The following is a 22,770-nucleotide window of genomic DNA, read 5'->3' on the forward strand; positions in this document are numbered from 1 at the left end:
TCGGTCAGGGGCCGTGCGGCAGCGGCTGCGCCAGTGCCCGCAGATCCGCCGGGAGCTGGGCCAGCGCGTCCTCGAACTCGCGGTGTCCGACCACCCGGTGCATCGTCTGGAGCACCGCCCGGGTGCCCCGCTCGGCGGCCGGGCGGTCGATTCCGGCCCGGTCGGCGACCCGGCGCAGGAACTCGTCGAAGCCGAACGCCTCCGGCGGCTCGGCGGCCTTGACCAGCAGCGGGCTCAGCTCGTCGGCCAGGTGCGGTGCCAACGCGCCCGCCTCACCGCCGCTGAGCCGCTCGGTGAGGGTCCGCAGAACGGCCTCGGTCAGTGGGCGCGCCTGCTCCGGCGGAACCCCCGCCCGTGCCGCGACCTTGTCGACGAACCCCAGCTCGGCCATTCCCCCGCCCTTCGTCCCGGAGACGCGTGGCTACCCGGGCCCCCCGTCGGCAAACCCCGGCAGCCGCAGTGGGATGGTTCTGGTTGTTGCTCCGCGCGGCACGGTTCACGTCTCGTACGGTGAGGTCGACCGGGAACCCGACGGCTGCCGACGGCGGCCCGTGCCGCAGGAGGAGCAGATGGCCGTCGACCTACCCGATGTGATCGACAGGTACTTCCGGGCCGTCAACGACCGGGACCTGGACGCCTTCGTCGCCTGCTTCGCGGACACCGCGAGTGTCGCCGACGAGGACCGGGTGTACGACGGGCGGGCCTCGATCCGCGCGTGGCGGCAGAAGGCGATGGACGCCTACTCGTACACCGCCGAGCCGGTCCGGGTGACATCGCAGGCGGGTGACTCATACCTGGCTCTCACCCGGCTCTCCGGCGACTTCCCCGGCAGCCCTGTCGAGCTGCGGTACCGGTTCACACTGCGTGACGGCCTGATCGGCGCCCTGGACATCCGCCAGTAGCCGCTGGAGATCGCCCGACGGGAGAAACGACGTGCCGCGAGTATGGCTCATCACCGGTTGCACCCGAGGTCTCGGCCGGGCCCTCGCCGAGGCCGTGCTGGCCGACGGCGACCAACTGGTAGCCACCGCACGGAACCCCAGCCAGCTGAATGCCCTCAGCGACCAGTACGGCGACCAGGCCCAACCGATAGCTCTCGACGTCACCGACCCGGCCGCCGCGCGCGACGCGGTCCGCACCGCCGTGGACGGGTTCGGGCGCCTGGACGTCCTGGTGAACAACGCCGGGTACGCCGACGTCGCCGCGATCGAGGACATCTCGGAGGAGGACTTCCGCGCGCAGATCGACGCGAACTTCTACGGGGTGGTCAACCTGTCCCGCGCCGCGCTGCCGACGATGCGGGAGCAGGGGCGCGGGCACATCGTGCAGGTCTCCAGCGTCGGCAGCCGGGTCGCCAGCATCGGGCTGGGGGCGTACCAGGCCGCCAAGTGGGCGGTCAGCGGCTTCTCCGCAGTGCTCGCCAGGGAGGTCGCGCCGTTCGGCATCCGGATCACCAGCGTCGAGCCGGGCGGGCTGCGCACCGACTGGGCGGGCTCGTCGATGAGTGAGCTCCCGATCAGCGAACCGTACCGCCCGGTCATCGACCCGGCCGTGCAGCGGCTGCGTCAGGGCAGCGGCAACCAGCCGGGCGACCCGGCACGCGCCGCCCAGGCGATCATCCGGATCACCACCGTCGACGACCCGCCCCTGCGGTTGCTGCTCGGCACCGACGCGGTGGCGGCCGCCTCGGCGGCCGCCGAGGCCCTCGCGGCGTCCGACGCGCGGTGGCGGGAGCTGAGCGAGTCCGTCGCCTTCGACGCGGCCCCCTGAGTACCGGACCGATGAGGTGGTTCGGGCCGGCCCGCAGGTGAGCGACCGCCGAACGGACGAACGGGCGCGGCGTCGCGGATGACATGATGTGGCGACAACGGCTCCGGCACGAGAAGGGTTGCTGCTGTCCGATGGCGCACTTCGGGGCTCGCACGTCCAGGGCGATCGGCCCGATCGTGGTGGCGCTGGCCGGCGACCCGCGACCGGAGGGCTGATGCCGGCCGAACGACGGGACACCGTGATCGAGCAGAGCGCCCCCGCCCAGTTCGCGGACACCATGACGTACCGGGTGGCGACCGACGTGCGGGCTCTACGCGCGTTCGTCAGCGCCACCGCGCTGGCCCGAGGGCTGCCACCGGACCGGGTGGAGGTGTTGACGCTGGCGGTCAGCGAGCTGGCCTCCAACACGTTGCAGCACACCACCGGCGGGGGCCGGGTCCTGCTCTGGGCCGAGTCGGGCCACCTGTTCTGCGACGTCGTCGACCAGGGCCCGACGCGGACGTTCGGCCGCAGCATGCCGGCCACCGACGCGGTACGAGGGCGTGGGCTGGCGATCGTGGAGCAGATCTGCGACGAGGTCGCCGTGCTCACCAGCGCCGGGGAGACCGTCGTACGGATTCGCCTGGCCCTGTGAACGTCGGCGGCGATCCACGCCCTCCTTCGCGTGGGGAGCTGCCACAATGCGGACAGACCGGCCCGACTGGGGACCGGGTCGGCCCGACCGGGAGGACGCCACGATGCCGGACAGCGCACGCGAGGCAGAGCTGCTCGACGCCGAGCGCACCCTGCAGGCCGCCCAGCGGGCCGGCGACGCCGACGCCCTCGACCAGTTGCTTGTCGACCAGCTGATCTGCGTCGGCCCGGACGGCCGCACGTACACCAAGCAGGATGACCTGACGGCCCACCGGGAGCGCCGCTCGGTGGTGCGGGAGCTGGTCGAGGAGGAGCTGGACCTTCTCGTCGTCGGGTCGACCGGGGTGACGTTCTTCCTGGGTCGGGTGGCCGGGACCGTCGACGGCGCGCCGTTCGCGGCTCGCCTGCGCTACACCCGCACCTGGATCCACGACGACCCGCACGGCTGGCGGGTCCTCGCCGCGCACATCAGCCCGGTCTGACCCGGGCCGTCGTCACCTCCTCGACCACGTCGACGGCTGACTTCAGGCGGTCACCCGCTCGATGCTGACCTCGATCGGCCCGACGCGCAGGGTGCCGTCGTTGAGTGGGGTACAGCGGATGCCGCCGGTGGTGCGCAGTGCCTTCCACGTGCCCGGTCCGACGGTGACGTCCATCCAGGCGCAGGGTCGGGCCGCCCGGTTGACCCGCAGACTGACCGGGCCGTCTCCGGAGTCCAGCACCAGCACCCTGCCGATCAGCTCGTCCACGGCTATCCCGGTGGTGAGGATGTTGCGGCGGACCTCGGCCAGGCCGATGCCGGCCGGCAGCGACTCCTGGGCGATGACCGTGACGCTGGCGTCGCGGTGTGCCTGCTGGCCGAAGTACCGATCGCCGACGATGCCGAGGCCGGCCCGGATCCGCACCGCGTCGACCACCTCACCGGGCGGTGCCGGCGCCGGACCGTCGGCGGGCCGGCCCAGGAAGCGGTGCACGGGCGAGGCCAGCAACTCGACGATCTCCGGCATGGCAGGAATTGTACGAAGCGGACAGGGCGCCGCGGGGCAGGTCGACGGACGACCGGGCCGTCGGACGCGGCGGCCGGTCACCGTCGGTCACCTCAGCCGGGGGCGGGGTCAGGTAGCGAGCGGTATACCGCAGAGTCATATTCATACCTCTGCGGTATACCGCTCGACAGCACATCGACCTGGCGGGCCGACCCGACCGCGACTCCGTTCAGGCTGGTGTGCCGGTGACGGTGAGGTTGCGCAGCCGACCCACGTTGTCGAACGAGCCGAAGCCGACCCGCCCGGAGCCGAAGGTGGTGTCCTTCGCGGTCAGCAGCGGGTCCTTGTGCCCGTCGACGTAGACGGCGATCTCGCCGGTGGACGGCAGGTGCACCACCCGTACGCGGTGCCAGTCGGCATCGGTGATCGCCGGGTTGGCGCCCCGTGACCGACCGTTCCACTGGTGGTCGATGCGCTCCCGGTCGGCGTTGTCCACCTTGAAGATGCCGTTGTGCGGGTAGATGGTGTTGTCGGTGGAGAGGTGGGCGTAGTAGAACTCGGTGTCCGAGCGCCACCCGAAGACGACGATCACGTCGCGGTTGGTGACCTCCACCGGCGTGTCGAGGCGCACCCGAGCGTCGACCTGCACCGACGACCACGCCGGGCCGGCGGTCAGCACTGCGTACTCGAACGGCCGGCGCGGGCCCGGCCGGCTCTCCCCGGCCTCGGCCAGGATGACCTGGTCGCCCGTGAACTGCCACTTCGACGGGGTCACCGGGGCCCAGTTGGAAGCACCGGCGGTGCGGCGCACAGTGGTGTCGCCGACGTCGCCGCCGGCGAACTCCCGAGTGCCGGTCACCTTCCAGATCTTCCCATTGGCCTTGGCTACCAGGTAGAGCTCACCGGCGGCGTCGGTGCCGAAGCGCAGGTCCACCCGGTTGGGGTCGCCGGGCGCGCCCGGCCCGGCGAGGTCGCGCATCCGGACCGCGTTGCCGGCGGCGTCGAAGAGCGCGAGTTGGTGGATCGGGGCCAGGCCGCGTCCGCGCCGCATCTCGTTCGCCTCGGTGTAGAGCACCCGACCGTCGACCAGGTCACCGAAGACGTACTTGCCGCGCAGCGCGGGCAGCGTCCGTCCCCGGTAGACGAAGCCGCCGGCCACCGCGACGCCGACGTCGTCGGTGCAGTTCCAGCCCGGGGCGGGGTCGTGGTCGTACGCGGCGACGGGGTACGTGTAGCCGTACCTGTCGTCGTCGGCGGGCAACGGCAGCAGTCGGTCGCAGGGGCTCGTGGCCGACTTGTCGAAGACGAAGGAGCCCTCGCGCTCGCTCCAGCCGAAGTTGTCGCCGGCGCGGACCTCGTAGATCGCTTCGACGGCGTGCTCGCCGATGTGCCCGAGGTACATGCGGCCGGTGGCCCGATCCCAGCTGAACCGGTGCGGGTCACGGAAGCCCAGGGCGTAGATCTCGCCGAGGGCCCCGGCGGTGCCGACGAACGGGTTCCGGGGTGGGATGCCGTAGCGCCCGTTGGCCGCGTTGGTGCCCCGGGGGTCGATCCGCAGCAGCTTGCCGTGCGGGAGGGCCAGGTTCTGTGGGTCGGTGTTGCGGGCGCCCTGGCCGCCGTCGCCGACGGCGAGGTAGAGCAGCCCGTAGTCGCGGTCGTGGCGCTTGGCCGTGGGGTTGAAGTTGATCTCCTGGATGCCGTGCACCTGGCCGCCGAAGCCGATGCGCAGGACCTCACGGTGGGTGCCGGCGAAGGCCGGAGCGGCCGGATCGCTAGCCGTCCACTCGGTGATGACGCCGTGGAAGAGCGTGTTGGGCTGGGCGAAGTCCGGTGTGGCGGTCGTCGTCGAGGCCAACTCGGTGTGGATGGTGTAGAACCGGCCGTTGACGCCGAACTCCGGGTGGAAGGCCACGTACCCGAAGCCCTGGCCCAGGCCCCGGCCGGAGAAGAACTGCGGCGCGAACGTCGCGGCCACGTCCAGGTAGACGCGCGGCACACCGTTCTCGACCAGGTAGAGGTTGCCGTTGAGGTCGGGCACCGCCCGCCGGCCGGAGCCGTCGGGCAGCTCCATGACCGTGTTGATCCGGGCGGTCCGCATGAGCCGCGGGTCGGTCGGGGCCGGAGTGGGGTACGACTGCGGGAGGCTGGCGTACTCGCTGAGGACCAGCCCGATCCGGGACTGGATCGGCGTCTCGGGGATCGGGTCGTCGACGGCGTCGGCGGCGCGGGCGGGTGGCGCGAGGAGAGTGGACAGGACCAGCGCAAGCGCGGTGAGGCCGGCGGTCAGCCCGGATCGACGGCGGTGGGTGATGAGCACGCGTGTCTCCTTCTCGGTGGGACGGTGCCGAGGGTGGTCAGCGGGCCAGGTGGCGATACTGCCTCCGCACGTCGCTCGCGGAGACCACGGTGTCGAGGAACATCAGGCCGTCCATGCGGCAGTCACAGGGGTTACGTTCCACTGTGTTCTGGGGGAAGCTCCCGCCGATCTTGATGCCGCGCGGGTCGGAGGCGGTGGTCACGTGTGGGCCGGGCCCCGACACCAGCCACGGGTCGTCGGTGCGCGTGTAGAAGCCGTCCACCGGTTCGCCGTTGCGGTAGAGGGCGAGGGCGCCGGTGTCGAAGTCGAAGGTGGCCGCCAGGTGCACCCACTCCCCCACCGGCAGCAGCTCGCGCCAGTCGCTGTTGGCGGCGAAGGTCTGCGAGTTGCCGCCGTCGAGTCGCCGCCCGAGTGCCACCAGGCGCAGTCGCCCGTCGACGTCGATCAGCTCCAGCAGGGCCCGGACGCCGTGGCCGTCGGAGTCGCCGGTCAGGACGCCGGCCAGCCCGATGGCGTTGTACCGGTCGTCCGGGTCGGCGGTCGTGGAGTTGGGCAGCGGGCTGTCCATGGCGAGCTTGAACCAGCCCAGCACGCTGGTGCCCGCCGTGCCGCTGAAGGCGCGCAGGGTCCGCACTCCGCTCGCCGACCAGGTGCCCGCCTTCCAGTCGTCGTTGCCGGCCACGGCCGGGTCGACCTGCCTGGTCTGTAGCGCGTTGCGGCTGCCCCGGTAGGCACGGTCGGGCACCCGCATGGCGGCCCCGCCGTTGACCAGCTCGATCTCGGTGCCGGAGCGGCCCTGGTCACGTTCCAGCGCGGGGTCGCCGAGCACCGGGTGGTCGAAGTCGTACGCGGCGACCAGGTGCGCGCGCAGCGCCGGGTGGACGTCGTGCGAGATGGTGCGCTCCGCCTGCGCCGGTGGCGCCCCGGCGCCGGTCAGTGCGCCGATCGCCAGGAGGGAGACCGCCGCTCGTCGAGCCCTGGACATCGCTGTCACCTCGTTTCGCGGCATGCCGGATGCCGGTCACGTAAGCGCTTACGTAAGCGCTTACGTACCCTAGGCTTCGATGAATGTCACTCGCAATAGATCGGGTGACATGAATGTTCTCGGAGGGTTTGCCGATGCCCAGGGCCAGCCAGCGGCCGCGCCTCGTGGACGTCGCCGCACACGCCGCCGTCTCGCTGGCGACCGCGTCCCGGGCTCTCGCCGGCCGCGAGGGCGTCAGCGCCGAGGTGGCCGACCGGATCCGGCAGATCGCCCACGACCTGGGATACGTCGCCAACCCGTACGCCCGCACGCTGGCCAGCGGGGCCAGCTCCACAGTCGGGCTGATCGTCCACCAGATCGACGACCCGTACTTCGCCGAGATCTCCGCCGGGGTCATCCAGTTCGCTGCCGAACAGGGGCTGCTCGTGCAGATCTGCCAGTCCGGCCGCGACCCCGGCTACGAGTTGCAGCAGCTACGGCACCTGATCGCCCAGCGGGTCGGCATCGTCCTGATCAGCGGGTCGGGCTACGACGACCCCCGCACGGAGGTGGCCGCCCGCGCCGAGCTGGCCGCGTTCCAAGACCACGGCGGGCGGGCCGCCGCCATCGGACGGCACGCGCTCGGCATCGACGCCGTCCTGCCGGACAACGAGGCCGGCGGTCACGCGCTCGCCCAGCACCTGATGGATCTCGGCCATCGGCGGATCGCTGTCGCCGCGGGCAGCGCCGGTCTCACCACTGTCGCCGACCGGCTGGCCGGAGTGTCGTCGGCAGTGCGGCAGCGCGGACGTTCCCCGGACGACCTCGCCGTGGTGCACAGCGACTTCACCCGCGGTGGCGGTCGGGCAGCCGCCGAGCAGATCCTCAGCGAGCACCCGGAGACGACAGCGATCATCGCGCTCAACGACGCGATGGCCATGGGTGTTCTGTCGACGCTGCGGTCCCGCCGGGTGCCGGTGCCCGCCCGGATGTCCGTCGTCGGCTTCGACGACGTGTCCGTGGCGGCCGACCTCGCGCCCAGCCTCACCACCATCCGCCTGCCGATGACCGAGATGGGCCGTACCGCACTCGGCCTGGCCCTCAAACCCCGCTCGACACGCCCCCGTCGCCGCCCCACCGGGCACCTGCTCGTCGTGCGCGACTCGACCGGCCCCGCCGCGCGGATCTGACCGGTCGACGCCGGCTCACACCGCCAGGGCCGCCCGGACCTCGCGTTCCGCCGTGACACCCCCGTCGCCGTGCGAGGTGACCCGGCCGGACTCCAGCACCTGGTAGCGGTTCGCCACGCGCAGCGCGAAACCCAGGTGCTGTTCCACGAGCAGCACGCTGAACCCGGACTGCCGGGTCAGCTCGACGATCCGTTCCTGGATCTCCGCGACCACCGACGGTTGGATGCCCTCGGTCGGCTCGTCGAGCATCAGCAGTCTCGGCCGGGTGATCAGTGCGCGGGCGATGGCCAGTTGCTGACGCTGGCCTCCGGAGAGCAGCCCGGCCCGACGCCGCAGCAGCGGACGCAACGCCGGGAACAGGTCCAGCACCTCGGCGGTGGCCACCGTGCCGTCGCGCCGGCCGTCGGCGACCAACCGCAGGTTCTCCGCGGCGGTCAGGTGCGGGAAGCACTGCTGGCCCTGCGGGACGTACGCCATCCCCCGCGCCACCCGCTCGTGCGGCCCGAGGCGGGTGACGTCCTCACCGTCCAGCTCGACGGTGCCGGCGCTCGGGCGCAGCAGCCCGGCGGCGACCCGCAGCAGGGTGCTCTTGCCGGCGCCGTTGTGCCCGAGCACCGCCGCCACCCCGTCCGGCGGGACGGCCAGGTCGACGCCGTGCAGCACCCGACTGCGGCCGTAACCGGCGTGCACCGCACGCAACGTCAGCATCATGCCTCCAGGCCGGTGGGGGCCGACCCGGCGTCGACCGGGTGGCCAAGGTAGACCTCCTGCACGCGCGGATCCGCCTGGACCTGCGCCACGGTGCCCTCGCTGAGCACGCGTCCGGCGTGCAGCACCGTGACGCTGCGGGCGAACCGGCGCAGGAAGTCCATGTCGTGCTCGATCACGACCACCGTGCGGTCCCGGCTCACCGTTTCCAGCAGCGTCCCGGTGGCGTCGCGTTCCTCGTGGCTCATGCCGGCGACCGGCTCGTCGAGCAGCAGCAGTCGCGCGTCCTGCACCAGCAGCATCCCGATCTCCAGCCACTGCTTCTGGCCGTGCGCGAGCGTCCCGGCGAGGTGGTCGGCCCGGTCGACCAGTCCGATGGTCTCCAGCGCGGCCGCCACGTCGTCGGGGACACCCCGCCGACGGCGGGCCAGGGTCGTCCAGCCGCGCCGCGCGCCCGCCGCGATGTCGAGGTTCTGCAACACCGACAGTTCCTCGAAGACCGCCGACGTCTGGAACGTCCGTCCGATGCCCAGGCGACTGATCCGGTGCACCGGGCGGCCCAACAGCTCGTCGTCGCCGAAGCGGACCGAACCGGTGGCCCGGACCAGGCCGGTGATCGCGTCCACGAGGGTGGTCTTGCCGGCTCCGTTCGGGCCGATCAGGAACCGGATGTCACCGGCGGGCACCTCCAGGGACACGCCATCCACGGCGGTGAAACCGTCGAAGCTGACCCGCACGTCACGGACGGACAACCCGTCCAACCGTTCACCGCTCATGCCGTCGTCACCTCCCGCTCGGCGCGTCGTCGGCGCGGTGGTGACCACCACCGCCGCGCTGGTGCGTCGGCGCCGTCACGGCGGCGGGCCAGCGCCCACAGCGACGCCAGGCCGCCGGGAAGGAACGCCACCACGACCACGAAGAGCAGCCCCTGGAGGTACGTCCAGGTGCCCGGGAACCGTTCCGAGAGGGCGGTACGCGCCCACGCCACCGCCACCGCGCCGAGCACCGGGCCGAGCAGGGTGGCCCGGCCGCCCACCGCGACGCCGATGACGAACTCGATCGACGGGACGATGCCGATCAGCGCCGGCGAGATGATGCCCACGGCCGGCACGAACAGCGCTCCGGCCAGCCCGGCCATACCGGCCGCGACCACGTACGCCACGAGTTTGACCGACGCCGGGTCGTACCCGAGGAAGCGGACCCGTTCCTCACCGTCGCGGACCGCCACCAGCAGCTCGCCGTAGCGACTGTGGATGAGCTGACGGGCCAGCGCGAGCAACGCCAACAGGGTGCCGGCGATGACGAAGTAGACCATCCGTTGGTTGACCGGGTCGTCCAGGTCGTACCCGAAGAAGCCCTTGATGTCGGTGAGGCCGTTGGTGCCACCGGTGGTGCCCTGCTGGCCGATCAGCAGGATCACCATGGCGGCGGCGAGCGCCTGGCTGAGGATGGCGAAGTACGCGCCCCGGACACGGCGGCGGAAGACCAGCGAGCCCAACCCGAAGGCGACCGCCATCGGCAGCAGCACCGTGGCGGGCAACGCGAACCACGGGCTGGCGAACGGTCGCCACCACAGCGGCAGTTCGTCGAGTTGCCCGTAGAGCTGCATGAAGTCGGGCATCCCACCCGGGCCCGCGTCGGCGAGCTTGAGGTGCATGGCCATCGCGTAGCCGCCGAGGCCGAAGAAGACTCCCTGGCCGAGGGTGAGCATGCCGCCCCTGCCCCAGGCGATCCCGATGCCGACGGCGACCATGGCGACGCAGAGGTACTTGGCAAGCAGGGACAGCCGGAAGTCCGACAGCACCAGGGGCGCGACGGCGAACAGCAGCGCCGCGCCGAACGCGAAGCCGGCCGCCGCGCGCAGCCGCGACCGCTGTCGCGGCGGGTTCGGTGGTGCGGCGCCGGCGGGCGCGGGGCGGACGGCGGTGCTGGGCGGCGCGGGGGTGACGGCGGTCATGCGAGGCTCCTGGTCCGCAGGGTGAACAGGCCCTGTGGCCGCCACTGGAGGAACGCGACGATCGCCACGAACACGATCACCTTGGCGACGCTGAGGGTGGTGAGGTACTCCCCGGTGGCCTGGAGGACGCCGAGGGCGAAGGCGACGATCACGCTGCCCTTGAGCTGGCCGATCCCGCCGACCACGACCACCAGGAAGGCATCGATGATCAGGTTGGTGCCCATCGTCGGGCCGATCGGGCCGAGCAGGGTCAGCGCCACCCCGGCGAGCCCGGCCAGCCCGGACCCGACGAAGAAGGTCGTGCGGTCGACCCGGGAGGTGGCGATGCCGGACACCGCGGCGAGGTCCCGGTTCTGCACCACCGCGCGGATGCGACGCCCGAGGGGGGTGAGCCGCAGCGCCAGCGTGAGGGCCGCGACGGCGGCCACCGCGAGGGCCAGGATGAACAGCCGGTTGTTGGCGATGGTCAGCCCACCGGGGAGCGCCACGTTGCCGGTGAGCAGCTCCGGTGCTCGGGTCTGCACGTTCGGGCTGCCGAAGATGTCCCGGGCCAGCTGTTGCAGCATCAGCGACACACCCCAGGTGACCAGCAGGGTGTCCAGCGGTCGGGCGTACAGCCGGCGGATGAGCAGCAGCTCCAGGAGCGCGCCCATGGTGCCGGCGACCACGAACGCCACCGGCAGCGCGACCACCAGCGACCAGCCGGCCCCGGTGATGCTCTGCTGGAGGACGTAGGTGGTGTACGCGCCGGCCATGATGAACTCACCGTGCGCCATGTTGATCACGTTCATCTGGCCGAAGGTCAGTGCGAGGCCGAGCGCGATGAGCAGCAGCACCGCGCCGATGCTGATACCGGTGAAGAGTTGACCGAAGAGGACTGTCACTGTGGGGTCTCCGAACTGCTGGTCGGGTGACCCGGGTAGGGCGCGCGGCGACACGCCCCGCCCGGGCCGGCGTCGTCAGCTCAGGCCACTCGCCCACGGATAGGTCTTGAGGTACGGGTCCGGTACGACAGGCTTGCCGGAGTTCCACACCTCGGTGATCAGACCGTCCGCGCCGATCTTGCCGATCCGGGCGGTCTTGGCGATGTGCTGGGTCTTCCCGTCCACAGTGACCAGGCCCTCCGGTGCGTCAAAGGTGATCCCGTCGGACGCGGCGCGGACCTTCTCCACGTCGAACGCGCCGGCCTTCTCGACCATCGCCTTCCACAGGTACACGGCGACGTACGCGGCCTCCATCGGGTCGCTGGTCGGCTTGTCCGCGCCGTACTTCGCCTTGTACGCGGCCACGAACGTCGAGTTCGCCGCCCCTGGGGTGGTCTGGTAGTAGTTCCAGGCGGTCAGCTGACCCTCCAGGTACTGGGTGCCGATGCCCTTGACCTCCTCCTCGGCGATCGACACCGATACCACGGGCATGGCGGTGGCGGTCAGGCCGGCGGACTTGTACTCCTTGAAGAACGCGACGTTGCTGTCACCGTTGAGCGTGTTGAACACGGCGGCGGCCCCGGACGACTTGACCTTGTTGACGATGGTGCCGAACTCGGTGGATCCGAGCGGCGCGTAGTCCTCACCGAGAACCGTCATCCCGTTCGCGGTCGCGTACGCCTTGATGATTTTGTTGGCGGTGCGGGGAAAGACGTAGTCGCTGCCTACCAGATAGACCGATTTGACACCCTGCGCCTTGAGGTAGTCGAGCCCGGGAACGATCTGCTGGTTGGTCGTCGCGCCGGTGTAGAAGATGTAGGGAGACTGTTCGAGCCCCTCGTACTGAACGGGGTAGAACAGCAGCGCCTTGTTCTTCTCGAACACCGGCTTGACCGCCTTGCGGCTGGCCGACGTCCAGCAGCCGAAGACAGCGGCGACCCGGTCCTCGGAGATGAGCTTCTCGGCCTTCTCGGCGAAGGTGGGCCAGTCGGAGGCACCGTCCTCACCGACCGGCTGGATCTTCTTGCCGAGGACGCCGCCGGCCGCGTTGATCTCCTCGACGGCGAGCATGATGGAGTCGCGGACGGTGACCTCGCTGATCGCCATGGTGCCGGAGAGCGAGTTGAGCAGGCCCACCTTGACGGTGTCGCCGGAGACGTCGGCGGTGACGCCCGACGCGGTGCCCGCGTCGCTGGTCTTGCTGCCGCACGCGGTCAACGCGGCTGCGGCGAAAAGGGTCATGGCACCCGCCAGGATGCGGCGGCCGGGGAACAGTGACATCTACTCTCCCTGCGGTGCACTGAGGAAGTGGCGAAAGGACGGTCGGTGCGGTCCGGTGGAGCTCACGTGGGCGATGCCGGGCAGACGGGTGGACGTCGACCCGGGGCATCGACTCGGATATGGGCACCGAAAGCGTCGACCGGCATCATTGCGCGAGTGTTTCCCGGTCCTTAATTGACTGTTTCCGCGCCGACGGCCGGGCGCACACGAAAAGACGTCCGGCACCGTCGGAGAAACGGTTACGGCCGTTCAGAGAGGCTGGGAAAAAGAATCACCACAATGGCCGGGAGACGATTTCACCGACCGGGGACGTGCATTGGCGGAATCCGACCCCGAGGGCAGATCCTTCACGCAGGAAGTATCTTAGGTCCGGGTCGGGTGCGGCTGTCAAGGGTCCGGTCGACCCGGACCGGGCCGCTCCGGGGCGAGGTGCGTCAGAGTTGGGCGAGCACAGTGAAGTCGAGCCCGTCGGCCTCGGCCAGATAGATGCGCTGACGGACGTGCCGACCGCGCAGCCGCAACCGCCCGCGCGGCCCGTGGTACGCCACGGTGTCCGCCGCCGTCTCGATGGCCCGTACGTCGAGGGTGCGGGCCCGGCCGATCAGCGCGGCGAGCAGCATCACGCCCTCGTAGCAGGACTCCCCCAGGCTGCCCAGCGGCGGCGCCTCCACCCCGAAGCGGCGGGCGAAGTCGCCGTGGAAGTCCAGGTTCTCCTGGGTCACCAGACCGGCGAAGAAACCCGCCGTGCTGTACAACCGACGCGTCGCGCCGGCCCCGCTGGCCAGCAACATGTTCTCGTCCATCAGCGTGCTCAGGCGCAGGCAGCGCTGGTCCAGCCCGGAGCGGGCGAACGCCCGGTTGAACCGCACCGCGTCCGCCCCGACCAGCAGCATCAGCACCGCGTCCGCGTCGCTGTGCTCGATGCGCCGCAGCACCTCGCCGAAGTCGTGCGCGTCCAACGGCAGGAAGTGCTGGCCCACCACCTGCCCGCCGCCCCGCACCGCGTACCGCGCCGCCGCCCGTGCCGTCCGGCGGGGCCAGACGTAGTCGTTGCCGACCACGAACCACCGACGCACCCGCTGCTCCCCCGCGAGCAGCCGCATCGCGGGCCACAGTTGGGCGTCCGGCGTCTCGCTGGTCAGGAAGACCCCTTCGGTACGCTCACCGCCCTCGTAGAGTGCGGTGTATACGTACGGCACCCGGTGCGCGACGCGGGGCGCCAGCGCTTGGCGCACCGACGAGATGTGCCACCCCGTCACCCCCTGCACGGCCCCCACCGACACCAACGCCTCGACCTCGGCGGCCACCTCGGCCGGAGGCGCACCTCCGTCGACCGGCACCAGCCGCAGCTCACGACCCAGCACCCCGCCACAGCTGTTGATCTCCTCAACCGCGAGCTGCGCGCACAGTTCGCAGGTGGGGCCGAACATCCCGCCCGGCCCGCGCATGGGATAGACCAGCGCGATGCTGACCACGGCACTGTCGACGGTCAGCCACGGCGGAGCCGGAGCAGACATGAGCACATGATTGCCCGACCCACGACCGAAGGCCAGAGCTCACCACGGACCGGGACGCCTCGGTACCATGGCGGGGCCACCGGACCAAGGAGTCGCATGTCAGACGTGCCCGGGGCGCCAGCCGACCTGCTGCGCTCGCTTACCCGCGCCGAACGGCTGCTCTCCCGCCGCCTGGGCGCCGTGCTGGCCGACGACGCGCTGACCATCGAGGCGTGGCGGGTGCTCTGCCTCCTCGCCGACGGCCAGGGTCACCCGATGAGCGAAGTGTCCGCCGAGGCGTCGCTGCCTCCGGGCACCCTCACCAAACTTGTCGACCACCTCGTCGACCGCAACCTCGTCTTCCGCCGGATCGACCCACTGGACCGTCGACGGATCCGGGCGTACCTCACGACGCGCGGCCGACGCGAGCACGAACGCCTCGACCAGCGGGTCCGGGCCAGCCTGGCCGAGCTGGGCATTCCGACGGGCACCGGCCTGGTCGAGCGGCTCGACGACCTGGTCGACCGCCTCGACCCGGCGCGTCGTGGCGACCGGGCCGACGCCGGCTCACGCCGCTGACCCGCGCACCGGTTCGTCGGCTCACTCGACCTTGGTGAGCAGCGGCTTGCCCTTCTCCACGACGTACGTGGCCAGTTCGACGGCGACACCGTCGCCGACGTTCTTCGCCTGGTGGTGAACCCCGTACGGCACGGTGAGGGCGTCACCCACGTTGCACACCACGGGTGGCTGACCCTCGAGCGTGTACTCCAGTGATCCCTGGAGCACGCAGATGATCTCCTCGCCCGGGTGGAAGTGCTTGAACGGCGGTGAGTCCGGCGTGAACTCCACCCGACTCTGCACGACCTCACGCCCTGGAATGCTGAGGTCGTGCCTCTGCAGGTCGACGCGCCACAGGCCCGGCGCTCCCTCCACCGCCGTCGGACTGATGCCCGCGGGTCGATCGTCTCCACTCATCACGGCCTCCTGTGCGCCGTCGCGCGCGACCGGCAGTCGCCGGGTGTTTTCGACCATATGGGGCGGCAGACCCGTCCCGGGCAAGGATGCCGAACACGAAGGCCCGGAACCGCACCCTCTACGGGGTGAGATGGGCACGCAGGGTGTGCGCGTCCGGGGCGGTGGCGGTCCAGAGGGTCGCCGGTCCGCCGGCCAGCGGCAGTCGGGCGACGGTCCCGTCCACCGCCGCCGGCTCGACGGGCAACGATTCGTCGACCACCAGCAACGAACCGGTGGCCGCCGCCCCACCGAGCACCGCGGGGCCGGCCCAACCGGGCGCGTGCGGTCCCACCGCCAGGGACTGACGCAGCAGCGGCCGATCCGCGTAGTCGACCTGCGTGTGCACGACCGCGCCGCCGGGCGACTCGCCGTACCGACCGCAGACCAGCTCGTCGCGCCACCGCAGGCGCGACCCGGCGGCCAGTTCGACCCGGGATTCGGCGAGGTGCGCGCAGCCGGCCGCCGCGACCAGCTGCTCGGGAAGCCAGTGCAGGGTGGCACCGGCGTGCACCACCGCCCGTACCGTCATCCTTGACACCGCACCCGGTCGGCCCGGCAGGGCGATCGCCGCGGCGACGGTGTGCACCCGCACCGCAGCGCCCGCTCCCACCTCGATCTCCAGCCGCAGATCGTCCCCGGCGAGGGGGCCGGCCGCCCCGCCGACGAGGTGCACAGTGGCGACACCACCGTCGGCGGGGGTCTGCCGCAGCAGGAGCGGTGTCTCGCCGCGCAGCTCGACCAGTGTCGTGCCGCCCCGGCCGTCGGCCTGGGCGACCAGCCGGGCGAGCGCACGCATCAGACCGGCTCCGCCGGCACGGCGAGCGGGTGCAGGGCGGCGTGGTGGGCCAACTCGTGCCGGATCCAGTCGGCGACGCGGCTCGCCGTCGGGTCTCCCACGATGGACAGGAAGACGGTCGGCAGGTCGCCGCGCCGCGCCCGGGCGTCCCGGTCCATCACGGCGAGGTCGGCGCCCACCAGCGGCGCCAGATCGGTCTTGTTGATGACGAGGAGGTCGGCGGCGGTGACGCCCGGGCCACCCTTGCGGGGCACCTTGTCCCCTCCGGCCACGTCCACCACGAAGATCTGCCGGTCGACGAGCCCTCTGCTGAACGTCGCGGTCAGGTTGTCCCCACCGCTCTCCACCAGGACCAGGTCCAACGGGCCGACCGCCTCGGCCAGCTCGTCGACGGCGTCCAGGTTCGCGCCGATGTCGTCACGGATCGCCGTGTGCGGGCAGCAGCCGGTCTCCACCGCGCGGATGCGCGCCGGGTCCAGCACTCCGGCCCGTCGGAGGAAGTCGGCGTCCTCGGTGGTGTAGATGTCGTTGGTCACCACCCCGAGCCGCAGCTCGTCGGCGAAGGCACGGCAGAGCGCGGCCACCAGGGCCGTCTTGCCGGACCCGACCGGGCCGCCGATGCCGACGCGCAGGGCACGGCCTGGACGCGGCAGCGGCGGGTGTGGATCCACCCCCGGCTCGGGATGGGTGTGTGGAACGGTCTCGTCGTGCGGCGCGGCGGTCGACAGCAGTGTGGTCGACTCGGCGGTGGGCACAGCGGTGTCAGGACGCAAAGAGACGCACCTCCCAGGTGGCATGGATTTCGGCATGGATGTCGGCGAGTGGAGCGGCGGCGGCCGGCAGCCGCTCCGGTGGACCGTCGGCGGCCCGCGCCGCGTCGGCGGCGGTGCCGTCGCAGGCGTCGGCGAGGCCGACCAGCAGGGCTTGGACGCGGTACGGGTCGAGGCCGAGCAGACGTACGCCGGCGCTGGCCGCCCCGGTCACCGTCCCGTAGGCGGCGACCGTGGCGGTGTCGAGGCGGGATAGCCCGGCCGCGGCGCAGAGCAGCCCGAGCACCAACGGTTGGTGCACCCCGCACGGTGTCGTGGGCAGGTCCCCGAACCCGGCGTCCGGCCAGATGGTCCGGCCGGCACGCAGCAGCGCCCGGCCCTGCCGGCGGGAGACCTCCCGCAGGGTCGGTGCGGCGGTACGCGCGTCCAGCTCCGCGTCGAGCCGGGCCAACGTGCGCGACCGGGTCGCCTCGTCCGCGCCGGCGCTCCCGGCTGCCTTGTCCGCGCCGGCGCTCCCGGCTGCCTTGTCCGCGCCGGCGCTCCCGGCTGCCTTGTCCGCGCCGGCGCTTCCGGCCACGGCGGCGCGGTGCGCGGCGGCCGCGAACGCCGCACCGACCAGGCCGGCGGTGGCCAGCCGTCCGGCGAGGAACTCCTCCAGCGTCGGCAGGTCGGTGACGCGTCCGGCGGCGACGGCCGCCTCCAGACCTCCGGAGTGCGCGTGCGCCCCGGCCGGGAAGCGCCCGTCGGCCACCAGCAACAGCAGGCTCGGCGTCGCCATCAGAACAGGAAGTACCGCTGGGCCATCGGCAGGCGGGTCACCGGGTCCGGCTCCACCACCACACCGTCGATCCGCACGGTGAAGGTGTCCGGTTCCACCTCGATGCGCGGCATGGCGTTGTTCTCCGGCAGGTCGGCCTTGCCCCGCGAGCGCACGTCGTTGACCGGCACGACCCGCCGTCGTACGTCCAGGCGCAGCCCCGCGTCGAGTGCCGCGGGTGCCACGAACGCCAGGCTGGTGGCCGCCGCCGCGGCACCGTACGCCCCGAACATCGGCCGGGGCAGCATCGGCTGCGGCGTGGGGATCGAGGCGTTCGCGTCACCCATCTGGGCGTACGCGATCATGCCGCCCTTGATCACCAGGTGTGGTCGTACGCCGAAGAACGCCGGATCCCAGAGCACCAGGTCGGCGAGTTTGCCCGGCTCGACCGAGCCGATCTCCCGTTCCAGCCCGTTCGCCATGGCTGCGCAGATGGTGTACTTCGCCACGTACCTCCGGGCCCGGTGGTTGTCGGCGGCGCCGTCGCCGGGCAGCGCGCCCACCCGGTCCTTCATCACGTGCGCGCTCTGCCAGGTCCGCAGGATCACCTCGCCGACCCGGCCCATCGCCTGCGCGTCCGAGCCGATGATGGAGATCGCGCCGAGGTCGTGCAGCAGGTCCTCGGCGGCCATCGTGGACGGCCGGATCCGGCTCTCCGCGAAGGCCAGGTCCTCCGGCACGGACGGGTTGAGGTGGTGGCAGACCATCAGCATGTCCAGGTGCTCGGCGAGGGTGTTGGCGGTGTACGGCCGGGTCGGGTTGGTCGACGACGGCAACACGTTCGGCTCGCCGGCGACTGTGATGATGTCCGGCGCGTGCCCGCCGCCGGCCCCCTCGGTGTGGTACGAGTGGATGGCCCGGCCGCCGATCGCGCGCAGGGTGTCGGCGACGAAACCGGCCTCGTTGAGCGTGTCGGTGTGGATCGACACCTGCACCCCGGACGCGTCCGCCACCCGGAGGCAGGCGTCGATCGCCGCCGGTGTGGTGCCCCAGTCCTCGTGCAGCTTGAAACCGCCCGCGCCGGCCCGCAACTGCTCCCACAGCGCCTCCTCCGAGACGGTGTTGCCCTTGCCGAGCAGCAGCACGTTCACCGGCATCGTGTCCAGCGCCTCGTGCATCCGGGCCAGGTGCCAGCCGTTCGGCGTGACGGTGGTCGCCCGCGTCCCCTCGGCCGGCCCGGTGCCGCCGCCAACGAGTGTCGTGATGCCGCTGGCCAGGGCCTCGGTGACGATCTGCGGGCAGATGAAGTGCACGTGGGTGTCCACCGCGCCGGCGGTGAGGATCCGACCGTTGCCGGCGATCACCTCGGTCGCCGGGCCGATCACCAGGTCGGGGTGGACACCGGGCATGGTGTCCGGGTTGCCGGCCCGACCGAGCGCCACGATGCGTCCATCGCGCAACCCGACGTCGGCCTTGACCACACCCCAGTGGTCGAGCACCACCGCACCGGTGATGACGGTGTCCAGCGCCCCCTCGGCGCGGGTGGCCCGGGACTGACCCATCGACTCGCGGATCACCTTCCCGCCGCCGAAGACCGCCTCGTCGCCGCCCACACAGTGGTCCGTCTCCACCTCGATCAGCAGGTTGGTGTCGGCCAGCCGGATCCGGTCACCGGTCGTGGGCCCGTACAGGTCGATGTAGCGGTCGCGCCGCACGGCGCTCACCGCGACGACCCCTCGGCCGGTGACCGGTCCAGCGGGCCGGCGCACTCGCCGCGCAGCCCCGGCACGACGCGGGCTCCGCCGAACGGGACGAGGTCGACGCTGCGGCTGATGCCCGGCTCGAACCGGACCGAGGTGCCCGCCGGCACGGCGAGCCGCTGCCCCCAGGCGACGCCCCGGTCGAACGACAACGCCGGGTTGGCCTCGGCGAAGTGGTAGTGCGAGCCCACCTGCACCGGCCGGTCGGCGGTGTTGACGACGAGCACCGTGGTCACCGGGCGGCCCACGTTGATCTCGACCGGGTCGGACGCCGGCAGGATCTCCCCCGGGATCACGGGATCGGGTGGTGCACCGTCACCAGCTTGGTGCCGTCCGGGAACGTCGCCTCCACCTGCACCTCCCTCAGCAGCTCGGGGATGCCGTCCTGGACGTCGTCGCGGCCGAGCACGGTCCGGCCGGCCGCCATCAGTTCGACCACGGACCGGCCGTCGCGGGCCCCTTCGAGCAGGAACGCGGTGATGATCGCGACGGCTTCGGGGTAGTTGAGGCGCAGGCCGCGCTCGCGGCGGGCGCGGGCGACATCGGCCGCCACATGGACGAGCAGACGGTCCTGCTCGTGCGGGCTGAGGAACACGGGCTTCTCCCGGTGGATCGGCGTGCCCGGCTCGCCGTCGGCCCCGCAGGGAGCCGCGCCGGGCAGCAACACCCGGGGTACGAGCTGGAGTCACACGACCGCCGAGTCTCCCGCCGACGGGGCGACCCGGGACTCCACCATCCCGGCCCGCGCGACGGGCAACCGGCGGTGTCCGGTCGGATGCGGACCGCACCGCCCACCGCTGAGCCGACCGTAGAGGATCACCACCGGCCGGGGCAACAGTCCGACCGGAATCGCGCCGGGGTCTGGGTACCGGGGCTCATTCCGCTGCCGCGCCGCGCCGGGCATGATCGTCCGATGACGGCGACGAGGGGTACGCGCGCACTGCTCGGTGTCCTGTTCCTGGCGGCGGCCACGGTCGGGGCCTGGCTGCTCTGGCTGGGCTGGGACAACGGGTACACGGTCGACGCGGAGACCGGTGCGACGAGCGGCCCGTACGAGGCATGGCAGGTGATCGGTTGTGTGTTGACGCTCGTCCTGCTGGCCGCGCTCGCCGGTAGACGACTCAGCCCGTGGCTGGTGGTGCCGGTGATGACAGTCGCCTTCACGGCGGCCTGGACGTGGCAGGCGGCGTCCACCGACGACAGCGGCCTGTGGGCTGTCGGGGCGGTCCTGGTGCTGGTCGGGACGGCGGCCGGCAGCACGGCGGTGAGCCTCGCCGCACGGCGGGTCGGCCGACGGCCCGCCGCCTGACCCGGATAGCGCCGACCGTAGGGCAAATCAGCCTGCTGTGGGCGTGACCGACCATCGTGGACGGACACGAATCGTGATCTGATGACCGTATGATCTCTCCGACTCCCCTCATGCGTCTGGTGGCCGGTGTGTGGGGTTTCAAGACCCTCGCGGTCGGCGTCGAGCTGGGCTTGTTCACCCGGCTGGCCGGCGGGCGGACGATGACCGTCGAGGAAGCCTCCGCCGAGTTCGGGCTGCCCGACCGGCCCGCGGACCTGCTGCTGGCTGCCAGCGCATCGCTCGGCCTGTTGGAGAAGGCCGGCGACGGTTACCGCAACTCCGAGTTGGCCGAGCAGTTCCTGGTCGAGGGTCGCCCGTACTACTTCGGAGCCCAGGTGCGCTACTCGGACCTGCGTACCTACCTTCCCTGGCACCGCATCGGCGAGGCGCTGCGCACGGATCGGCCGTTGACCTGGGACCCGGAGGCCCAGCAGTCGATGTTCGACACCGCCGACCCGGAGATGCTGGCGCAGTTCTGGGACGCCATGTTCTCCACGTCCAGCTTCACCGCCAGCGCGTTGGCCGACGCGTACGACTTCTCGGCGTACCGCCGGCTGCTCGACGTCGGCGGCGGGGCCGGCGCGTTTCCGATCGAGTTCTGCCGCCGCCTGCCGGACCTGCGGGCCACCGTCCTGGACCTGCCCCACGTGTGCGTACGGGCCCGGGAGCGGATCGCGGAGGCCGGCCTGACCGGGCGGATCGACGCGGTGGCCGGTGATTTTCTCGCCGACCCGGCGCTGCCGGACGGGCACGACGTCATCCTGCTCAGCATGATCCTGCACGACTGGGACGAGCCGACGAACCGGGCTCTGCTGGCGCGGTGCCACGCGGCGTTGCCACCGGGCGGGGCGATCGTCGTCTGCGAGCTGCTGCTCAACGACGAGCGCACCGGGCCACCCGAGGCGGCCCTGATGGGGATGAACATGCTGGTCGAGACCGAGGGCGGCCGGAACTACTCGGGCGCCGAGTACGCCGCCTGGCTCACCGACGCCGGCTTCGTCGACGTGCGTACCGTGCCGTTCGACGCGCCGGGGGCGAACGGCGCTGTGGTGGCCCGCCGGGCCTGAACGCGGACGACACCCGGCCCCGGTGCGAACCGTGGGCCGGGTGTCGCAGCGCCGTGCTGGCGCTGGCGTCCGATCGGCTACCGGGACGGGTCAGGCGCGAGCCTTGGCCGGCTGCTTCATGAAGTCCATGATCGCCTTGTTGACCTCGTCGGCGTGGGTCCACGGGATGCCGTGCGGCGCGCCCTTGAGCGTGACGAGCTGGGCGGTCGGCATCATCGGCCCGAGCCGCTGACCGGTCACCGGGTAGGGCAGCACCCGGTCCTGGTCACCCTGGACGATCAACACCGGAATGTTGATCTTCGGCAGGTCCTGGCGGAAGTCCTCCTGCCAGGCGTCCACACTGTCGTGGGTGGCCTTGCCGGAGGCCATCGCGCCGATCTGCCAGTGCGCCCGGTACGCCTCCTCGCTGACCCGCTTACCCATGTTCTGGTCCGGGTTGAAGAACGCGTCGCAGAAGGACGTCAGGTAGGCGAAGCGGTCCTTGAGGATGGCGTCCTGGAAGCCCTTGAAGAGGCTCCGCTCGACGCCCTCCGGGTTGTCGTTCGCCTTGGCCAGCATGGGTTGCAGCGGGCTGAGCAGCACCGCTCGACTGACCCGTTGCGAGCCGTAGTTACCCAGGTAGCGGACCACCTCGCCGGTGCCCATCGAGTGACCGATCAGGGTCGCATCGTTCAGGTCCAGCTCGGTCATCAACACGTCCAGGTCCGCGGCGAACGTGTTGTAGTCGTACCCGAACGCCGGCTGGGCGGAGTTGCCGTAACCGCGTCGATCAAGGGTGATCGTCCGGTATCCGGCGTTGAGCAGCGCGGTGGTCTCCTTCTCCCAGGTCGCGCCGTTGAACGGGAAGCCGTGGATCAACACCACCGGCTTACCAGAACCGTGATCCTCGTAGTACAGGTCGATGGGCGCGGAGTTTTCCGTACCCACGGTGATGAAAGGCATGTTTGACTCCTGCTCCGGTCTGGGCTGTCGGACGCCCCGCGCTTTCCCGCCCGGTCGCGGGATATGCCGGTCGTCAACCTCCCCCGCGACC

General features: G+C 71.6%; 26 protein-coding genes. 8 read left to right on the forward strand and 18 right to left on the reverse strand.

What is annotated here, in order from left to right:
- Positions 1-4 precede the first annotated feature (4 nt).
- A complete protein-coding gene (locus tag O3438_RS07510) occupies positions 5-391 on the reverse strand; it encodes a DUF2267 domain-containing protein (RefSeq protein ID WP_145781023.1) in 387 nt (128 codons plus the stop codon).
- Positions 392-464: 73 nt separating this feature from the next.
- On the opposite strand from O3438_RS07510, the gene O3438_RS07515 reads away from it, so the two are divergent.
- The 4 genes from O3438_RS07515 (at position 465) to O3438_RS07530 (ending at position 2,885) form a co-directional block, all read left to right on the forward strand.
- Positions 465-902 carry a nuclear transport factor 2 family protein gene (locus O3438_RS07515; protein ID WP_269679247.1) on the forward strand — a complete coding sequence of 146 codons (438 nt, stop codon included), beginning with the start codon at positions 465-467 and terminating at the stop codon, positions 900-902.
- Between the two features lie 31 nt (positions 903-933).
- Entirely contained in the window at positions 934-1,770 is an 837-nt protein-coding gene (locus tag O3438_RS07520; RefSeq protein ID WP_269679248.1) for an oxidoreductase, read from the forward strand.
- A 214-nt stretch (positions 1,771-1,984) separates the two neighbouring features.
- The gene (locus O3438_RS07525) at positions 1,985-2,404 is read left to right on the forward strand and encodes an ATP-binding protein (protein WP_269679249.1); all 420 of its coding nucleotides are present in this window, start codon (positions 1,985-1,987) and stop codon (positions 2,402-2,404) included.
- Between the two features lie 103 nt (positions 2,405-2,507).
- On the forward strand, positions 2,508-2,885 hold the full coding sequence (locus tag O3438_RS07530) for a nuclear transport factor 2 family protein (protein ID WP_145781014.1): 378 nt from the start codon (positions 2,508-2,510) through the stop codon (positions 2,883-2,885).
- A gap of 42 nt (positions 2,886-2,927) precedes the next feature.
- Here the strand turns inward: O3438_RS07530 and O3438_RS07535 are convergent, their stop codons facing one another.
- The 3 genes from O3438_RS07535 to O3438_RS07545 form a co-directional block, all read right to left on the reverse strand.
- Positions 2,928-3,410 (reverse strand): molybdenum cofactor biosysynthesis protein, encoded by a 483-nt coding sequence (locus O3438_RS07535; protein ID WP_269679250.1) that lies wholly within the window; start codon positions 3,408-3,410, stop codon positions 2,928-2,930.
- Positions 3,411-3,618: 208 nt separating this feature from the next.
- Positions 3,619-5,706, reverse strand: coding sequence for a PQQ-dependent sugar dehydrogenase (locus tag O3438_RS07540; RefSeq protein WP_269679251.1), 2,088 nt, complete (start codon positions 5,704-5,706; stop codon positions 3,619-3,621).
- A gap of 37 nt (positions 5,707-5,743) precedes the next feature.
- The gene (locus tag O3438_RS07545; protein WP_269679252.1) at positions 5,744-6,691 is read right to left on the reverse strand and encodes a LamG-like jellyroll fold domain-containing protein; all 948 of its coding nucleotides are present in this window, start codon (positions 6,689-6,691) and stop codon (positions 5,744-5,746) included.
- Between the two features lie 134 nt (positions 6,692-6,825).
- Here O3438_RS07545 and O3438_RS07550 point away from each other — a divergent pair, with 134 nt between their 5' ends.
- Positions 6,826-7,860 carry a LacI family DNA-binding transcriptional regulator gene (locus O3438_RS07550; protein ID WP_269679253.1) on the forward strand — a complete coding sequence of 345 codons (1,035 nt, stop codon included), beginning with the start codon at positions 6,826-6,828 and terminating at the stop codon, positions 7,858-7,860.
- A gap of 15 nt (positions 7,861-7,875) precedes the next feature.
- Here the strand turns inward: O3438_RS07550 and urtE are convergent, their stop codons facing one another.
- From urtE to O3438_RS07580, 6 genes are all read right to left on the reverse strand, one after another.
- Positions 7,876-8,568: an urea ABC transporter ATP-binding subunit UrtE gene (gene urtE, locus O3438_RS07555; RefSeq protein ID WP_269679254.1), complete on the reverse strand. Its 693-nt coding sequence runs from the start codon at positions 8,566-8,568 to the stop codon at positions 7,876-7,878.
- Complete coding sequence (gene urtD, locus O3438_RS07560; RefSeq protein WP_269679255.1) at positions 8,568-9,344, reverse strand: urea ABC transporter ATP-binding protein UrtD; 777 nt, start codon at positions 9,342-9,344, stop codon at positions 8,568-8,570. Before urtD ends, urtE begins: the two co-directional genes overlap by 1 nt.
- Positions 9,341-10,525 carry an urea ABC transporter permease subunit UrtC gene (urtC, locus tag O3438_RS07565; RefSeq protein WP_269679256.1) on the reverse strand — a complete coding sequence of 395 codons (1,185 nt, stop codon included), beginning with the start codon at positions 10,523-10,525 and terminating at the stop codon, positions 9,341-9,343. The genes urtD and urtC overlap by 4 nt, the downstream gene beginning before the upstream one ends.
- Entirely contained in the window at positions 10,522-11,409 is an 888-nt protein-coding gene (urtB, locus tag O3438_RS07570; protein ID WP_269679257.1) for an urea ABC transporter permease subunit UrtB, read from the reverse strand. Before urtB ends, urtC begins: the two co-directional genes overlap by 4 nt.
- Before the next feature lie 75 nt (positions 11,410-11,484).
- Entirely contained in the window at positions 11,485-12,729 is a 1,245-nt protein-coding gene (gene urtA / locus O3438_RS07575) for an urea ABC transporter substrate-binding protein (RefSeq protein ID WP_269679258.1), read from the reverse strand.
- A gap of 434 nt (positions 12,730-13,163) precedes the next feature.
- Positions 13,164-14,246 carry a substrate-binding domain-containing protein gene (locus O3438_RS07580; RefSeq protein ID WP_269679259.1) on the reverse strand — a complete coding sequence of 361 codons (1,083 nt, stop codon included), beginning with the start codon at positions 14,244-14,246 and terminating at the stop codon, positions 13,164-13,166.
- A 96-nt stretch (positions 14,247-14,342) separates the two neighbouring features.
- Here O3438_RS07580 and O3438_RS07585 point away from each other — a divergent pair, with 96 nt between their 5' ends.
- Positions 14,343-14,804, forward strand: coding sequence for a MarR family winged helix-turn-helix transcriptional regulator (locus O3438_RS07585; RefSeq protein ID WP_269679260.1), 462 nt, complete (start codon positions 14,343-14,345; stop codon positions 14,802-14,804).
- Positions 14,805-14,825: 21 nt separating this feature from the next.
- Here the strand turns inward: O3438_RS07585 and O3438_RS07590 are convergent, their stop codons facing one another.
- The 7 genes from O3438_RS07590 to O3438_RS07620 form a co-directional block, all read right to left on the reverse strand.
- Positions 14,826-15,200, reverse strand: coding sequence for a cupin domain-containing protein (locus tag O3438_RS07590; RefSeq protein WP_269679261.1), 375 nt, complete (start codon positions 15,198-15,200; stop codon positions 14,826-14,828).
- 118 nt (positions 15,201-15,318) lie between these two features.
- Positions 15,319-16,035, reverse strand: a complete 717-nt coding sequence (locus O3438_RS07595; RefSeq protein WP_269679262.1) for an urease accessory protein UreD — start codon at positions 16,033-16,035, stop codon at positions 15,319-15,321.
- On the reverse strand, positions 16,035-16,808 hold the full coding sequence (gene ureG / locus O3438_RS07600) for an urease accessory protein UreG (protein WP_442929576.1): 774 nt from the start codon (positions 16,806-16,808) through the stop codon (positions 16,035-16,037). The genes O3438_RS07595 and ureG overlap by 1 nt, the downstream gene beginning before the upstream one ends.
- Positions 16,798-17,583, reverse strand: a complete 786-nt coding sequence (locus O3438_RS07605; RefSeq protein WP_269679263.1) for an urease accessory protein UreF — start codon at positions 17,581-17,583, stop codon at positions 16,798-16,800. Before O3438_RS07605 ends, ureG begins: the two co-directional genes overlap by 11 nt.
- Positions 17,583-19,286 carry an urease subunit alpha gene (locus O3438_RS07610; RefSeq protein WP_269679264.1) on the reverse strand — a complete coding sequence of 568 codons (1,704 nt, stop codon included), beginning with the start codon at positions 19,284-19,286 and terminating at the stop codon, positions 17,583-17,585. The genes O3438_RS07605 and O3438_RS07610 overlap by 1 nt, the downstream gene beginning before the upstream one ends.
- Positions 19,283-19,618, reverse strand: coding sequence for an urease subunit beta (locus O3438_RS07615; RefSeq protein WP_332367452.1), 336 nt, complete (start codon positions 19,616-19,618; stop codon positions 19,283-19,285). The genes O3438_RS07610 and O3438_RS07615 overlap by 4 nt, the downstream gene beginning before the upstream one ends.
- Positions 19,615-19,917 carry an urease subunit gamma gene (locus O3438_RS07620; RefSeq protein ID WP_269683596.1) on the reverse strand — a complete coding sequence of 101 codons (303 nt, stop codon included), beginning with the start codon at positions 19,915-19,917 and terminating at the stop codon, positions 19,615-19,617. The genes O3438_RS07615 and O3438_RS07620 overlap by 4 nt, the downstream gene beginning before the upstream one ends.
- A 318-nt stretch (positions 19,918-20,235) precedes the next feature.
- On the opposite strand from O3438_RS07620, the gene O3438_RS07625 reads away from it, so the two are divergent.
- Both O3438_RS07625 and O3438_RS07630 read left to right on the forward strand, forming a co-directional pair.
- Positions 20,236-20,631 (forward strand): hypothetical protein, encoded by a 396-nt coding sequence (locus O3438_RS07625; RefSeq protein ID WP_269679265.1) that lies wholly within the window; start codon positions 20,236-20,238, stop codon positions 20,629-20,631.
- A gap of 89 nt (positions 20,632-20,720) precedes the next feature.
- Complete coding sequence (locus tag O3438_RS07630; protein ID WP_269679266.1) at positions 20,721-21,737, forward strand: methyltransferase; 1,017 nt, start codon at positions 20,721-20,723, stop codon at positions 21,735-21,737.
- Positions 21,738-21,827: 90 nt separating this feature from the next.
- On the opposite strand, the gene O3438_RS07635 is transcribed toward O3438_RS07630, so the two are convergent.
- Positions 21,828-22,679, reverse strand: coding sequence for an alpha/beta fold hydrolase (locus O3438_RS07635; RefSeq protein ID WP_269679267.1), 852 nt, complete (start codon positions 22,677-22,679; stop codon positions 21,828-21,830).
- Between the last annotated feature and the right edge of the window lie 91 nt (positions 22,680-22,770).

The organism is Micromonospora sp. WMMC250, assembly GCF_027460215.1.
GTDB classification, from domain to species: domain Bacteria; phylum Actinomycetota; class Actinomycetes; order Mycobacteriales; family Micromonosporaceae; genus Micromonospora; species Micromonospora taraxaci.

Coding starts and splice junctions, on each gene's coding strand:
- O3438_RS07510 (WP_145781023.1), bottom strand. CDS start 391: ATGGCCGAGCTGGGGTTCGTCGACAAGGTCGCGGCACGGGCGGGGGTT.
- O3438_RS07515 (WP_269679247.1), top strand. CDS start 465: ATGGTTCTGGTTGTTGCTCCGCGCGGCACGGTTCACGTCTCGTACGGT.
- O3438_RS07525 (WP_269679249.1), top strand. CDS start 1,985: ATGCCGGCCGAACGACGGGACACCGTGATCGAGCAGAGCGCCCCCGCC.
- O3438_RS07530 (WP_145781014.1), top strand. CDS start 2,508: ATGCCGGACAGCGCACGCGAGGCAGAGCTGCTCGACGCCGAGCGCACC.
- O3438_RS07535 (WP_269679250.1), bottom strand. CDS start 3,410: ATGCCGGAGATCGTCGAGTTGCTGGCCTCGCCCGTGCACCGCTTCCTG.
- O3438_RS07545 (WP_269679252.1), bottom strand. CDS start 6,691: ATGTCCAGGGCTCGACGAGCGGCGGTCTCCCTCCTGGCGATCGGCGCA.
- O3438_RS07550 (WP_269679253.1), top strand. CDS start 6,826: ATGCCCAGGGCCAGCCAGCGGCCGCGCCTCGTGGACGTCGCCGCACAC.
- urtE (WP_269679254.1), bottom strand. CDS start 8,568: ATGCTGACGTTGCGTGCGGTGCACGCCGGTTACGGCCGCAGTCGGGTG.
- urtD (WP_269679255.1), bottom strand. CDS start 9,344: ATGAGCGGTGAACGGTTGGACGGGTTGTCCGTCCGTGACGTGCGGGTC.
- urtC (WP_269679256.1), bottom strand. CDS start 10,525: ATGACCGCCGTCACCCCCGCGCCGCCCAGCACCGCCGTCCGCCCCGCG.
- urtA (WP_269679258.1), bottom strand. CDS start 12,729: ATGTCACTGTTCCCCGGCCGCCGCATCCTGGCGGGTGCCATGACCCTT.
- O3438_RS07580 (WP_269679259.1), bottom strand. CDS start 14,246: ATGTCTGCTCCGGCTCCGCCGTGGCTGACCGTCGACAGTGCCGTGGTC.
- O3438_RS07585 (WP_269679260.1), top strand. CDS start 14,343: ATGTCAGACGTGCCCGGGGCGCCAGCCGACCTGCTGCGCTCGCTTACC.
- O3438_RS07590 (WP_269679261.1), bottom strand. CDS start 15,200: ATGAGTGGAGACGATCGACCCGCGGGCATCAGTCCGACGGCGGTGGAG.
- O3438_RS07595 (WP_269679262.1), bottom strand. CDS start 16,035: ATGCGTGCGCTCGCCCGGCTGGTCGCCCAGGCCGACGGCCGGGGCGGC.
- O3438_RS07605 (WP_269679263.1), bottom strand. CDS start 17,583: ATGGCGACGCCGAGCCTGCTGTTGCTGGTGGCCGACGGGCGCTTCCCG.
- O3438_RS07625 (WP_269679265.1), top strand. CDS start 20,236: ATGACGGCGACGAGGGGTACGCGCGCACTGCTCGGTGTCCTGTTCCTG.
- O3438_RS07630 (WP_269679266.1), top strand. CDS start 20,721: ATGATCTCTCCGACTCCCCTCATGCGTCTGGTGGCCGGTGTGTGGGGT.
- O3438_RS07635 (WP_269679267.1), bottom strand. CDS start 22,679: ATGCCTTTCATCACCGTGGGTACGGAAAACTCCGCGCCCATCGACCTG.